This window comes from Sphingomonas sp. Leaf37 (assembly GCF_920939475.1).
GTDB lineage: Bacteria > Pseudomonadota > Alphaproteobacteria > Sphingomonadales > Sphingomonadaceae > Sphingomonas.
Genome location: NZ_CAKLAX010000004.1, coordinates 67,844 through 81,875, shown reverse-complemented (window position 1 = coordinate 81,875; position 14,032 = coordinate 67,844). Strand labels below are relative to the sequence as shown.

9 protein-coding genes are annotated in these 14,032 nt (G+C 69.4%); 4 read left to right on the top strand and 5 right to left on the bottom strand.

Translation table 11 applies throughout. From position 1 onward, the window contains the following. Positions 1-156: 156 nt before the first annotated feature. From LRA87_RS14250 to LRA87_RS14235, 4 genes are all read left to right on the top strand, one after another. Positions 157-1,653 (top strand): tryptophan halogenase family protein, encoded by a 1,497-nt coding sequence (locus LRA87_RS14250; protein ID WP_268934870.1) that lies wholly within the window; start codon positions 157-159, stop codon positions 1,651-1,653. Continuing rightward, positions 1,650-3,092, top strand: a complete 1,443-nt coding sequence (locus LRA87_RS14245; RefSeq protein ID WP_230632447.1) for a tryptophan 7-halogenase — start codon at positions 1,650-1,652, stop codon at positions 3,090-3,092. The genes LRA87_RS14250 and LRA87_RS14245 overlap by 4 nt, the downstream gene beginning before the upstream one ends. Further along, positions 3,089-4,561, top strand: coding sequence for a tryptophan halogenase family protein (locus LRA87_RS14240; protein WP_230632446.1), 1,473 nt, complete (start codon positions 3,089-3,091; stop codon positions 4,559-4,561). Before LRA87_RS14245 ends, LRA87_RS14240 begins: the two co-directional genes overlap by 4 nt. 67 nt (positions 4,562-4,628) lie before the next feature. Next, positions 4,629-7,235: a sensor domain-containing protein gene (locus LRA87_RS14235; protein WP_230632445.1), complete on the top strand. Its 2,607-nt coding sequence runs from the start codon at positions 4,629-4,631 to the stop codon at positions 7,233-7,235. On the opposite strand, the gene LRA87_RS14230 is transcribed toward LRA87_RS14235, so the two are convergent. The 5 genes from LRA87_RS14230 to LRA87_RS14210 are packed head-to-tail and all read right to left on the bottom strand — an operon-like array spanning position 7,232 to position 14,027. Further along, on the bottom strand, positions 7,232-8,956 hold the full coding sequence (locus tag LRA87_RS14230) for a carboxypeptidase regulatory-like domain-containing protein (protein ID WP_230632444.1): 1,725 nt from the start codon (positions 8,954-8,956) through the stop codon (positions 7,232-7,234). The two genes, LRA87_RS14235 and LRA87_RS14230, sit on opposite strands and share 4 nt — an antisense overlap. Next, entirely contained in the window at positions 8,953-11,073 is a 2,121-nt protein-coding gene (locus LRA87_RS14225) for a DUF4175 domain-containing protein (RefSeq protein WP_230632443.1), read from the bottom strand. Before LRA87_RS14225 ends, LRA87_RS14230 begins: the two co-directional genes overlap by 4 nt. Continuing rightward, complete coding sequence (locus LRA87_RS14220; RefSeq protein ID WP_230632442.1) at positions 11,070-12,179, bottom strand: BatA domain-containing protein; 1,110 nt, start codon at positions 12,177-12,179, stop codon at positions 11,070-11,072. Before LRA87_RS14220 ends, LRA87_RS14225 begins: the two co-directional genes overlap by 4 nt. Beyond that, entirely contained in the window at positions 12,176-13,048 is an 873-nt protein-coding gene (locus LRA87_RS14215) for a DUF58 domain-containing protein (RefSeq protein WP_230632441.1), read from the bottom strand. The genes LRA87_RS14220 and LRA87_RS14215 overlap by 4 nt, the downstream gene beginning before the upstream one ends. Further along, positions 13,041-14,027 (bottom strand): AAA family ATPase, encoded by a 987-nt coding sequence (locus LRA87_RS14210; protein ID WP_230632440.1) that lies wholly within the window; start codon positions 14,025-14,027, stop codon positions 13,041-13,043. Before LRA87_RS14210 ends, LRA87_RS14215 begins: the two co-directional genes overlap by 8 nt. Positions 14,028-14,032: the final 5 nt, after the last annotated feature.

Here is a 14,032-nt window from a genome sequence, read left to right as displayed (position 1 = left end):
GCTCACGAGCTTGAGTGCCCGCCCTGTATGATCGCGTCGTATCCCGACCCAAATCTTGTCACAAGCAGAAATATCGCAACTTGATATAAGTATTCGATGAGGTAGGCTTTCCTGCAACAGGTACGGCCGCTCCGGCCCGGCCGCGGGGGAGTGGATGTGGAGGCAGACCATCGCATCAGGGTCGTCGTCGTGGGGGGCGGCACAGCGGGATGGATGACGGCAGCCGCCCTCGCCACGCTGATTCCGGGCGCGGCCCGGGTCCATCTGGTCGAGTCGGCGGAGATCGGTATCGTCGGCGTCGGCGAGGCGACGCTGCCGCATCTGCGTGCGTTCGTAACCCGGCTGGGGATCGACGAGGCCGCGTTCATGGCCGCGACCAACGCGACGTTCAAGCTCGGCATCGAATTCCGCGATTTCGGTGCGATCGGCGAACGCTACATCCATCCGTTCGGCACCTATGGGCGGCCGCTCGCCGGCGTCGGCTTCCACCATTACTGGCTGCGGCGCGACCGAGAGGCCACCATTCCTCCGATCGGCGCCTTTTCGCTGGGCGTTGCCGCGGCTGCGGATCACCGTTTCGCCAGACCCGGCGACGATCCGGACGATCTCGCGAACAGTTATGGCTATGCCTATCAGTGCGACGCGACGCGGTTCGCGCCGTTCCTGCGCGCGCATGCCGAGGCCAGGGGGGCGGTGCGGACCGAGGGTACGGTGGCGACGGTCGAACGGCATCCGGAAAACGGCGACGTTACCGCCATAGTGCTTACCGACGGGAGCCGGATCGAAGGCGACCTTTTCATCGATTGTTCGGGCTTTCGCGCCCTGTTGATCGGCGGCACGATGGACGAGGCATGGGAGGACTGGTCGCACTGGCTGCCCTGCGACCGCGCGGTTGCCGCGCCGTGCGCATCACCGGAGGGCGGCATCGAGCCGTACACCCGCGCCACCGCGATGCCGGCCGGATGGCGTTGGCGTATCCCCCTCACCCACCGAGTCGGCAATGGATACGTCTATGCCAGCGCCTTTCTGTCCGACACCGACGCCATGGACACGCTGGTCGGGTCGATGGAAGGACGACCGCTCGCGGACCCGCGACTGTTGCGCTTTCGCGCCGGGCGGCGGCGGCGCAGCTGGGTCGGCAACGTATTGGCCGTGGGGCTCGCGTCCGGGTTCCTCGAACCGCTCGAATCGACCAGCATCTATCTGGTGCAGATGGCGATTACGCAGTTGATCGAGCATTTCCCGAACATCCGGGTGACGAACACGGATCGCGACGGGTTCAACGCTCTGGTCGATGGCGAATACGACCGGATCCGCGATTTCCTGATCCTGCACTATCACGCGACCCGGCGTGACGATTCGCCATTCTGGAATCATGTGCGGACGATGGCGATCCCCGCCAGCCTCGCCGAAAAGATGGCGCTGTGGCGGCAGACGGCACAGGTATCGCAATATCGGCACGGACTGTTCCTCGAGCCGAGCTGGATCGCGGTCTATCTAGGTCAAGGCGTAGTGCCCGAAGGTTGGGACCCGCGCGCCGACCTTCCCGACGCGGCGGCGCTGGATCGGGCGATGACGGCCCTGCACGACGGTATCGCCGCCACGGTGTCGGGCATGCCCGACCACGCAGCCTATCTGGCTGCCGCCGCGTGAATCGGCGCGAAGCCCTGCGCCGGATCGTCGTGATCGGCGGCGGCCCGACCGGCTGGTGCGCAGCGATCGGCTTCGCACGCGCTTTGCCGGGTGCCGAAGTGACGTTGCTCCCCCTGCCCCCGCCCCCTGATGCGTTGGCCGATCGATTGCCCGCGATCGGGCCGGACGCGATTGCGATGCTCGCCCAGATGGGCGTGGACGAGACGGCGCTGATCGCATCCGGTGCCGCGACGCATCGCGTGGGCGAACGCTTCGCATGGGGCGGCGACCCGTTCGCGATTGGCGATGGCGAGGGTGTGCCATCGCTTGCCGGAGCGGCGCTGCACCAGCTCTGGCTGACCCATGGCGAAGGGGCGTTCGGCGCATTGGTGCCTGGTGCCGTGCTCGCCGAGGCGGAGCGGTTCGTCCATCCGGTCGACGATCCCCGATCTCTGCTGTCTTGCATCGACTATCATCTGCGACTGGACGGCGCGAAGGCGACTCAGGTGTTCGCGCAGATCGCTGCCGCGGCGCGGATCCGCGTCGCTCCCGTCGTCTCCATCGCCGTTGAGCGGGCCGGCGATACGATCGCCGCGATCGAGGCCGGCGGCACGCGCTGGACCGCCGACCTGTTCGTCGACGCAAGCGGCCCCGCCGCGCTGCTCGCACCGCCGGACACGCGATGGATCGACTGGAGCGACAGCCTGTCGGTTGACCGGTTGTTGCTGAAGGTCGAGGGTGCACGCCCCTCACCGGTCGATCGGTACGAGGTAACGGGCAGTGGCTGGGCCGCACGCTGGCCATCGGGCACGCAGACGCTGGCGGCATTCGCGTATTCCAGCGCGACGACGACCGACGCGCGGGCCCGGCGACAGTTCGGCGATGGTGAACGGATCGTGGTGTGGGCGCGTCGCCGGGCGCAGCCGTACGCGGGCAACGTGCTGGCGCTGGGCGATGCCGCAGTGGCGACAGGGCCGCTCGGCTGGTGGGGGCTACCGCTCGCGCTGTCGAACCTGTCACTGGCGCTGGAACTCATGCCGGCGCGGACAAGCGAACCGCTGCTGATCGCCGAATACAATCGTCGGGCCACACTGCGTGCGGACAGGATCCACGCTTACATCGCAGCCTTTTATCTGGCGGGCACCCGCCGTAGCGGCGATTTCTGGCATGCGATGCGGACCCGGGCGGCACCGGACGAGCTTGCCACCGCGCTGGCGCAATTCGGTCAGCGCGGCACGCTGCCGCCGCTGGAAGAGGAGATGGTGCCGCGCGCACAATGGCGACAGGCGCTGATCGGCCTTGGCCTGCGACCGGTGCGGCACGATCCGGTGGCGCTGTCCATTCCGCGCGCAAGCGCCACGGCGTCTCTTGCCCAATTGCGCGCCGCGGTCGCATCGCTGCCCGGCCAGCTGCCCCCCTATCCCGCGTATCTGGCGGCGATGATGCGAGAAACACGATGAGCGGCGAACCGATCGGACGGGTGGTGATCGTAGGCGGTGGCACTGCCGGATGGATGGCGGCAGCCGCGGCGGCGCGGTTCCTCGACGACGGACGGCGGACGATCACGCTCATCGAATCGGATGCGATCGGCACGGTGGGCGTTGGCGAGGCGACCATCCCGCCGATCCGCGGTTTCAATGCACGATTGGGAATCGACGAGGCGGAGTTCCTGCGCGCGACTGGCGGCACGCCGAAGCTGGGCATCGAGTTCGTCGGCTGGACCGACGGGCGCGACCGCTACATCCACCCGTTCGGCACCCACGGCCGCGATATCGAAGGGCTGAATTTCCATCAGTTATGGTTGAAGCTGCGCCATGAGGCAGGGATCGGCAGCATTGAGGATTATGCGATGTCGGCGGTGGCGGCGCGCGCGCATCGTTTCGCCCCGCCTTCGCCCGATCCACGTTCGCCCTTGTCCGGGCTGGAATATGCCTATCATTTCGATGCGGGTCTCTACGCCGGTTTCCTGCGTAGCCGTGCCGAAGCGCAGGGCGCGGTTCGTGTCGAAGGGCGGATCGTCGGGGTCGAGCAGGACGAGCACGGTCACGTCACCGCCGTCCGGCTGGAGGGTGACCGCCGGGTCGAGGGCGACCTGTTCATCGATTGCTCGGGCTTTCGCAGCATGCTGCTCGGCGAGACGATGGGCGTGTCGTTCGAGGACTGGTCGCATTGGCTGCCGTGCGACCGCGCGTTGGCGGTGCCGACCGAACGCAGCGCGCCGCTGCTTCCGTATACGCGCGCGACCGCACATGGTGCGGGCTGGCAATGGCGGATCCCGTTGCAGCATCGCACCGGCAACGGCCACGTCTATGCGAGCGCCTTTACCGACGATGCGGAAGCGGAGCGGGTGCTCATGGCGCATCTCGACTCCCAACCGACCGCGCCGGCGCGCCAGCTGCGGTTCAAGGCCGGACGGCGGGCGCAGATGTGGAAGGGGAACGTCGTCGCGCTCGGACTGGCGGGCGGATTTCTCGAACCGCTCGAATCGACGAGCATCCATCTGATCCAGACCGGCCTCTCGAAGCTGTTCGGACTATTCCCCGACATGCGGTTCACCGACATCGAGCGCGACGAATACAATCGCCTGATGAGCGACCAATATGTCGCCATCCGCGACTTCATCATCCTGCATTATGCCGCGACGATGCGCGACGACACGCCATTCTGGCGATACGTCCGCACCATGCCGCTGCCGGACACGCTCACCCGTAAGATCGCGCTGTTTCGCGAGAAGGGCCGCATCTTCCGCTACGACGACGAGCTGTTCGCCATCCCGAGCTGGGTCGCGGTGATGCTGGGTCAGGGTATCATCCCGGATGGCTACGACCCAGTGGTCGATGCGCTCGATACCGAACGCGTCGCAGGAGCGCTGCGGCGGATGCGCGGGGACTATGCCGCCATGGCGCAGCAGATGCCGATGGCGGGTTAACACGGCCTCCAAACACCCGAATTGGTTTTGTTACACATATTTAAGCCGCTCCACCCAAACCCGCGCGATGGAATTCGACCTGAAAGGGGTGGGGGTGGATCGATTGGGAGAGCGTGGTTTCGAACGGGACGATACGTTCGGGCCCGGCTATTCCGATGCCGCCGATGACGATACGGTGATGCGTGCGCTGACTGCGATCGCAGCGTTCGAAGACCGTACCCCTCCGCTGGGCGGCGTGCTCAGCCAGGCGCGGATCGGGCTGCTCCACCGCGACCGGCAGCGACGGGTGCTGTCGGTCAACGACCGTTTTTGCCAGCTGGCCGGCCGCAACGCGGCACAGCTTTCCGGTCTGCCGATCGAGGAACTGATCCACCCCGACGACCTCGCGCGCGTGCAGCGTTTGCATGCCGAGCACATGGCACGGTCGATGCCCTTCGCGATCGAGACCCGGATCGTGCATCCCGACGGCACCGTTATCTGGTGCGGGATCAACGTGTCGTTCGTCTGCGATGCGAACGGCACCGCCACATCGACGATCACCATCGCGCAGGACATCACCGCAAGGCGCTTTGCGGAGGCGGAATTGCGCGAGAGCGAGGAGCATTATCGCTACACGGTAGAACTCAATCCGCAGATAAGCTGGACCGCACGCGCCGACGGGCAGATCGATGCGGTGAGCTCACGCTGGACGGAAGTTACCGGCAACGATCCACGGCATGCGATGGGAGAGCAATGGCTCGCTGCCCTCCATCCCGACGATGCCGCGCGGACCGCAGCTGCCTGGGGCGACGCGATCGCGAGCGGGGACGCAGTCGATCTGGAATATCGCTTGCGGACGCCCGCTGGCGAGTATCGGTGGTTCCGCTCCCGGGCCACGGCCAGGCTGGATGATACCGGAGCCGCCGTCCGGTGGTACGGGACGCTGGAGGATATCCACGACCGCAAGCTGGCCGAGCGGGCGCTGCGCGAAAGCGAAGAACGCTTCCGGCTCGCCGCGCATGCCGCAGGACTGGGCATCTGGGACTATGACGCGTTGGGGAATCGTCGCGAATGGTCCGACGAATTCAAGGCGATGCTGGGCCTGCCGCTCGAAACCCCTGCTACCGTCGCCACCGCGCTGGCATTGGTGATCCCCGAGGATCGGCACCGGTTGCAGGCGCTGGTGTCGGCGGTGGAGGCCGGCGACGGCAACCACCGGTTCGAGACGATGCTGCGCATCCACCGCGCCGACACCGGCGAGGAACGCTGGATCAAGACCGGTGGCTGGCGGATCGAGGCGCCATCGGGACGGCTCAGCCGCGTGCTGGTCACCACCCGCGACGTCACCGAAGAACGAACCGCGGAGGACCGCATCCGCTTCGCCGCGCTTCACGATACGTTGACCGGCTTGCCCAATCGTGCTGCATTCGGCGACCGGCTCGAATCCGCGATCGTGCGGGCGACGGCCACCGGCGGCAGCCTGGCGCTGGTGCTGTTCGACGTCGATCATCTGAAAGAAACGAACGATACCGTCGGCCACGATGCCGGCGATGTCGTGCTGAGGACGTTCGGCGACCGTCTGCGCGTGGCGCTGGGAAACGACTGTACGCTCGCACGGCTGGGCGGCGACGAATTCGCGGCGGTCATCGCCGGCAGCGACGATCCGGCGGTGGTGCTCGACCGCGTCAAGGCAGCGTTGCGCCGGGTGCGCGAACCCCTGGCGCACGACGGCCGTATCCTCGACTGTCAGGCGACCGCGGGCGGGTCGCTGTTCCCGGCGGATGGTGCCACCGCCGCCGAATTGCTCAAATCGGCCGACATCGCGCTCTACGCCGCCAAGGATCAGCAGCGTGGCGGGCTGATGACGTTCCAGCCCTATATGCGGGCGGACCTGCAACGCCGGTCGTCGATGCTCAGCATCGCCCGTGATGCGGTGCGCGACAACCGGATTATGCCCTTCTACCAGCCGAAGGTCGCGCTGGGCACCGGCAAGGTCTGTGGGTTCGAAGCGTTGCTACGCTGGCAGCATCCCTTGCTCGGCCCGCAGGTTCCGGCGATGATCGCCGCGGCGTTCGAGGATCTGGAACTCGCCGTCGGCCTCAGCGAGCGGATGCTGGCGGGGATCGTCGGCGATATGCGGCGCTGGCTGGACGAGGGCATCGAATTCGGCCGGATCGCGTTCAACCTGTCTCCGGCCGAGTTCCGCCGCGAGGATCTGGCGGACCGTATCCTCGGTCGGCTCGTGCGAGCCGGGCTGCCACCCGAGCGGCTGGAGCTGGAGGTGACCGAGACCGTATTCGTCGGACGTGGCGCCGAATGCGTTGCGAGCACGCTGGAAACGTTCAACCGCGCCGGCGTGCATATTGCGCTGGACGATTTCGGCACGGGCTATGCCTCGCTGACGCACCTGAAGGCGTTCCCGGTCCACACGATCAAGATCGACAAGAGCTTCGTCAGCCATCTCGACCGGGATGCGGGCGACGCGGCGATCATCGATGCGGTCGTCGCGCTCGGGCACCGTCTGGGTATGACGGTGGTGGCCGAAGGAGTGGAAACCGTCCCGCAGGCTCGACACCTGCTGGCGCAGGGGTGCGATATGGCGCAGGGCTATCTCTTCGGGCGCAGCGTGCCGGGTGCGGCGGTTCCCGCGGCGCTGCACCAGGCCTACCGGATCGCGCAAGGCGACTGGCGCTAGGCGCGTCGGCGTTCGAACCACCACAATGCGCCCGCTGTGATCAGGAACGCGATGAACCATCGCCAGGAGGGCCGACGTTCCTGTTCCGGCGACGCCAACTCGCTGCGCCGGCGATCTCCTGCCAGCGCGAGCGTTGCCTCGCGACGGCTCGCGGCGCGCAAGGCCGGCAAGGCACCGGCCGGATGGACGTAGAAGGGCGTGACGCCGGCGCGATGCCAGCCGGCATGGACGGGCCAATATGCGGCGCAGCCTGCGGCAGCGGGGTCCGGCACCGGCACGGTGCGAGTGCCGTCCGGCGCGACGACACCGACAGGTCCGCCGGTTGCACAGATCGCGACGCGCTCCCCCGCCCACGCTAGCGGGTCGATCCGGATGTCCGCAGCAGGCGTGCCCCGGCCGACTGTCGAAGCGATCGCATTCCAGATGTCGGCATGCGCGTCGCCGTTGCCGCTGGTCGCGAGGGCGAAGCTGTCGAGAAGCGTGACGAGCGCGACCCGGCCGCGACCGACGTTTCGCCAGCCGGCGAACGGCGTGCCGCGCACGTCGCGGAGCAGCGGAACGCCGCCGATCGACGTGGCGAGCCGGGTGAGTTCGGGCACCTCGCCCAGCGGTGCGGCGATCGAGGCGGGCGCGTCGCGCGTACCCGGACCGCGGCGGGCAGCCAGCGCGGCCTCGCCGGGCGCCGCCGGCGGCAGGCGCAGCGGCACGACGGCGGAACTGCCGCCGGTGGCGAGACCCAGCACCTGCCACCCCTTCGCCACGGGTCCGGTGACCCGGACGACCAGTCCCATGCCGCCGCGCACCGCCTGCGCTAGCGCCGCGCGCGCGCCGTATCCGAGCCCCGCCCACATGCGATCGTCGAGGATGGCGATATCATAGCCCGCATAGCTCGCCGGCGGCTCGCCCAGCGTCAGCCCGCCGCCGACGGCGACCTGCGTCTGCGCCGCGACACCCGCATCCGCGGCCCAGCGGCGCAGAAACTTCACCTCGGGTCCCGGGGCCCCGGCAAGGATCAGCGCGCGGGCGGGCGCCACCGCACCTGTGACGAGCGGCACGGCGGCGCTCTTCCCGTCGGACAGGCGTAACGTGAACAATGCCTCGCCTGCAACGCGCGCAGTGCCGTGCAGGACGACGCTGCCGTCCGCCGCAGGCCGGGCGGTATCGACGATTCGCCCGGCAGGGTCGAGCAACGTCGCTGCGGCCCCGCCCTCCACCCGGGCGGCCACGGCGAAGCGCTGGCCGGGGGCAACCGGCGGCGGCGGAACGAGCGCGACGAGGCCGCGGCGCTGCGATGGCGCTGCGTAGCGCAGCGTGACCGCAGCGGCGGCGACCCGGTCGCGGGCGACCAGGCCGCTGCCGACGACGCGGATCGCCGTCGCACCCGGATGGCGTCGCAGCGCGGTGCCCAGATCGGGTTGCCGGATCGCGCCGGCTACGTTCCCCGCCTCCGGCAGCGCCACCAGCGTCTCGCCAGCGCGCGTCGATACGAAACGCGGCGCGCCTTCCGTCGCGACGACCAGCGTCTTCGTCGTGTTCGCTGCGGTCGACCCAAACAGGGTGAGGTACAGCAAACCCGCCACCGCGATCTGCATCGGTCCCAGCACTGCCAATCGCCACGCCGGACCTCGAACCGTCGCGCGCCGCCGCCACAGCCACAATCGCACCCACGCGATGGCGACGGCGAGCGCCAGCAGAGTAGCGGCAATCCGGTCCGGCGTCATGGCAGGGCATCCAGATAGCGGCGCGCGACCGCGTCGCCGGCGTTGCGGCGGGCAAGGCCGGGTGCCGGACGCGGCAACGCCTGCCACAAGGCGCTGCGCAGAGCGTCACGGCAGCGTGTGCAGTCCGGCTGGCGACGAAGCGTATCGATCGCGCCAGCCAGCGCGAGCGGATCGGGAATACGGCTGCCCCCGGTGCGCATCCATCGGGTCAGGGCGTCGAGCGCAGCGTCCCGCCGTGGCCCGTCGAGCGCGCGCCAGATCGCGGCAGGAGTGGGGTCTATCGGATCGGCGGCGGCGGTCGGCAACATACGATTACCCATCGCGCCGCGATCGCCGGTCATCCGCCGCGCCAAGTCTACCGCAGGCAGGTCGGAGCCGGTCCGCGCCAGAAAGATGCGCGTCGCCTGCTGCACCTGCTTGATGAAGCGCAGCGCCTTGTAGGCATAGGGCAACGCCGCCTTCGGGTCCCCCTGACGCAATGCGCGTTCGGATTGCCACATGTTGTCCAGCGCCTGACGCAGCGTCGCGCGCGTGCCGGGGTCGAGCAGCGTCGCGGCCTCCGATTCATCGTGGGTGTGGCCGTATTCGGCGGTGACATCCTCCGCCGCGCCGAACCCTGCCGCCGGTGCAGGCTCGGCATGATCATGCCCATCGGTCGGCGCGGCAGCGGTAGCATGCGCCGCGCCCTCCTCCTCGTCGTTGGTCGGCATGACGTTGGTCGCGCCGCCGCCCGTCTCCTCCCCCATGAACTGGCCGTAGCGCATGCGGAGCAGGCGCTGGTCTGCGCCGATCGCATCGGATCGCGACAGGAAGCGGTCGGCCGGCGGGCGGGGTCGTTCGTTGAGCAGCGCCTCGGTATCGATGATGATCTGCCGCTGGCTGCGGAAATAGGCGGGCATGACGCGGCGCGTCATCGCTTCGAGCCCGCCGCCTTGCGCCGCCACGGCGGGCGGGCGACGCAGGATGATGCTGGGGCCGCGCACCTCCTGCGGCGAGGGAGTGCGAGTGTCGCTGACGATCAGCTGCGCGACGATGTCGCCGGGTTCGACGAAGCCCAATGCGGCAAAATTCAATTGCGCGGTGAAACGCCGCTCGCGGGGTGCGCCACTGCCGCTGACGGTCAGCATCCGTTGGAAGAAGCGGACGTTCTCCCCCTCCCCCTGAGCGACGACGATGCGCAGCCGGGCGGTGGCGCTGACCGCGTAATCGTCGGTGGCGACGAATGCGATAGGGGCGCTGCGCTGACCGGGCGTCAGCAGGGTCAGCGGCGTGCGCGGCATCGCGACGCGAACCTGCGGCGGGCGATCGGCGATCGTGTTGATCCGGTGGAGCGGAGGAACACCCGCCCGCTCGGCACCCATGGCGGCGACGCGGTAGAGCAGAGGCGTGTCGGCGCGATGGCTCGCGACCCAGTCGCCGCGGTCACGGACCAGCGGTATCGCCGGGCGACCGACCGTCGCCAGCACCGCACCGCGCGGCTCGGGCATGAACCGCAGCGTCCAGCGCACGCGCGAGCCCGCCGGGACGCGTGCATCCAGCGTCCCGAGCAGGCGTGGCGGCAAGCCGGTATAGGCTGGCGGCGCGACCTCGAGCGCCAGGGCGGTGAGACGGGGAACGCCGGGCAAGACCGGCAGTCCCTCTCGCGCCGGTACAAGCGAGGCGCCGGGGTGCTGGGGCCACAGCAGGATCGCGGCCGTCGCGGTCAGGCTGGCGCACATGATCGCGGCGATCGGCCACAGGCCGCGCGGCGCATCCAGCGCCGGGATGGAAGCGGCGTCGACGCGGGCGGCGATACGGCCGCGCTGGACACGCTGAAGCGGGGTGAGCGTGGCAGGATCGGCGAACAGGAGGTCGCTGCTGTCCTCCAGATCGCGGCGCGTCGCGTCGAGCGCGGCGATCAGCCAGCGGCGGTCGAAGCGCCGCGCCCGAAGGTGCGCTACCGTTGCCAGTGCGACGAGGCCAACGATCAGCAGCGTGACGGCGGTGGCGGGACCGGACAGTCGCCAGCCGATCGCCGCAAGCACGATGACAAGCGGCACGCTGGTCGCGGCGTCCCGGCGCCATGCCCGCAGGCGGGTCGGGCGCGTCCAGAGCGCGACGCGGGGATCTGCGCTCATGGTGCGGGGGCCCGTCCGGCGCGCGTGGCGAGCCAGCGTTCGATGACAAACAGCGCTGCAACGGTGACGGCGAGCCATGGCGAGAGCGGCCGGGCGGGAGGGGTCGGCGCCAGCCCTCCGGCTTGTGGGGCATAGGCTTTCGCCGCGACGCGCGCCGGCTCCGGCGGACGGACGAACAGCGCGACGAGCCGGCGGGGAAAGTCGGGATCGAGCAGCTGCGGCATCGCGGCAGGGGAGAGCGCACGGGTGAAACGAAGGAGGCGCCCTTTGCCAAGGGGCTGCATGTCGACGAGCGGCGCACCCATGGTATCACGCCAGACGGGGACGGTGGCGCCGGCCGGAACGATCGCGTCGGGTGAGACGAGGATGGTTTCATCGGCCTCGATATGCTCGATGATGCTGCGGGGTATCGGGCCGGCACCCAGCCAGATGAGAGCGCGGCCCGCCGCTCCCCCCTGCACCGCCACGGATCGGTAGCCGATGTCCGTTCCGCCTAGCGCGCGGATCGCGGCGGCAAGGTAGCGGGCGCCGGGATGGGCCGGATCGTATCGCAACGCCGGGGGGGCAGCAGGCACGGCCGCGGCACTGCCCCTGCCGTCACCCGCGATCCGCCACGTCACGGTTCGCGACAGCGTCGGCCGCTCGGCGTCGGCACCGTCGAACAGGCGCGGTACGACGATCGTCAGCCGCGTCTTCGGCGGCAGTTCGGCATCGAGCTGACGGATCAGGCTGGCGATCGGCTGCCGACCGGTGGGCGGCGGGGTATCCACGGCGGGAAAGCCGGGCGCGAGCCAGATGCGGCGTGCTGCCGACGGCGGGGGGATGTCCGCACCGGGCGCGACAGCGATCACCGGCATCGCGGCATCGACGTCGGAGAGAACCGGTTGCGCCAGCACCAGCGCAACGGCCACGAGAAGCAGCAATCGCGTCGCCAGCAGCAGCCGCTCGTCGAACCGTGGTCGATGACGCGGTCGTGGCTTCTGGCTGAGCCAGCGCAGCGCCGCAAAGTCGGTCGGGCGCTGTTCGGTACGGCGGGCGAGATGAATCAGCAGCGGCAGCAACACGCTCGCGAGCGCCGCGAGGCCGAGGGGAAGGAGCAGGGTCACCGTTGGCTCCGTCCGAACAGTGTCTGCAACGGCGTGTCGAGCGGCTGGTCGAGGACCAGTGTAGCGTAGCGGATGCCCGCGGTAACGAGTGCGGCGGCGAGGTCGGCCTGTGCCGCGCCGAAGCGGGCGAGATACTCCGCACGCAACGCCGCGGCATCGCCGAGCAATTCCTCACCGGTTTCGGGATCGCGAAAGCGGTAACCGCCATCCAGCGCGAAATCGCGTTCAGTGACGGTGAGGATCTGGATCGCCAGCACCTCCCGGCCCGCGGCGGCCAGCTTGCGCGCGAGATCGAGGCAGGCCGGGTCGAACCAGTCGGACAGGATCGCAACCATGTCGCGCGCGCCGATCCGGTCCCAGATCGGTGCCAGCAACGTGTCGGCGGGGAAGCGTCCGCTGGCGTCGATCCCATGCAGCGCCAGATGAGCCCGGTCGCGCTGGCGGGCGCCACCGGCTGCGGGGATCAGGTCCAGTCCCGTGGCGCGCAGCGTCGCCAGCGCGAACCGGTCGCCCTGCGCCAGCGCCAGCTCGACGAGCGCGGCGGCGATGCCCTTGGCGGCATCCAGTCGGCGGCCGGTCGCGTCCGCCTGATTCATCGATGCGCTGGCGTCGAGCAGGATCCACAGAGCGACCGGGCTTTCGCGCTCCGCTTCCCGCACGAAGAACTTGTCCGATCGGCCGTAGAGCTTCCAGTCGATCTGGCGCGGCTCGTCACCCTGTTCGTAGGGACGATATTGCGCAAATTCGAGGCCCGACCCGCGCGCGCGACTGGAATGCAAGCCCAGCCCGCGGTCGCCGATCGCGCGGCGGGCGACGATGGTCAGTCCCTTCAATCGGTGGCGGACGTCCGCCGGCAACAGGTCAGGCACCGGGTCCCCGGACGGCGGCGAGCAGGCGGTCGACGACGGCATCGGGGCTGACGCCATCGGCTTCGGCGGCGAACGCGAGGATCAGGCGGTGGCGCAGCACCGGCGCGGCGAGCGCGGCGACATCCTCGCGCGTCGCCGCAAGCCGGCCTTGCAGCAGCGCGCGTGCCTTGGCGGCGAGGACCAGCGACTGGCCGGCGCGCGGGCCGGCACCCCAGCGGACGTAGCTGCGCAGCGTCTCGGGCATCGACGCACCCGGACGCGTGGCGCGCACCAGCCGCGTGATCCAGTCGAGCAGGTCGGGGCTGAGGTGGACGTCGCGGACCAAGGCCTGGATCGCCAGCACATCCTCGCCGTCCATCACCCGCGGCACCGTCGCGAAGCCGCTGCCGGTGGTCGCGGCGAGAATGTCGCGCTCCTCCGCTTCGGACGGATAATCGAGCCGCACGTGCAGCAGGAAGCGGTCCAGCTGCGCTTCGGGGAGTGGATAGGTGCCGGCCTGCTCGATCGGATTCTGCGTCGCGAGGACGAAGAACGGCTTCGGCAGCGTATAGGTCGTGCCGCCATAGCTGACGGTGCGTTCCTGCATCGCCTCCAGCAGCGCTGCCTGCGTCTTCGGCGGCGTGCGGTTGAGTTCGTCCGCCAGCAGCAGGTTGGTGAAGACCGGCCCCTGTTGGAAGCGGAAGTGGCGCTTGCCGGTGCCGTGATCCTCTTCGAGCAATTCGGTGCCGAGGATGTCGCTCGGCATCAGGTCCGGCGTGAACTGCACGCGGCGGAAATCGAGGTGGAGCGCCTCGCCGAGCGAGCGCACCAGCAGCGTCTTGCCGAGGCCCGGCACGCCCTCCAGCAGGCAATGGCCGCCGGCGATCAGGCCGATCAGCAATTGCTCGACCACCGCCGCCTGCCCGACGATCGCCTGCCCGATCGCGGCGCGCAGATCGGTGAGCTTGGACAGCTGGGCCTCGATGTCTGCTTCGGTCATGCGGT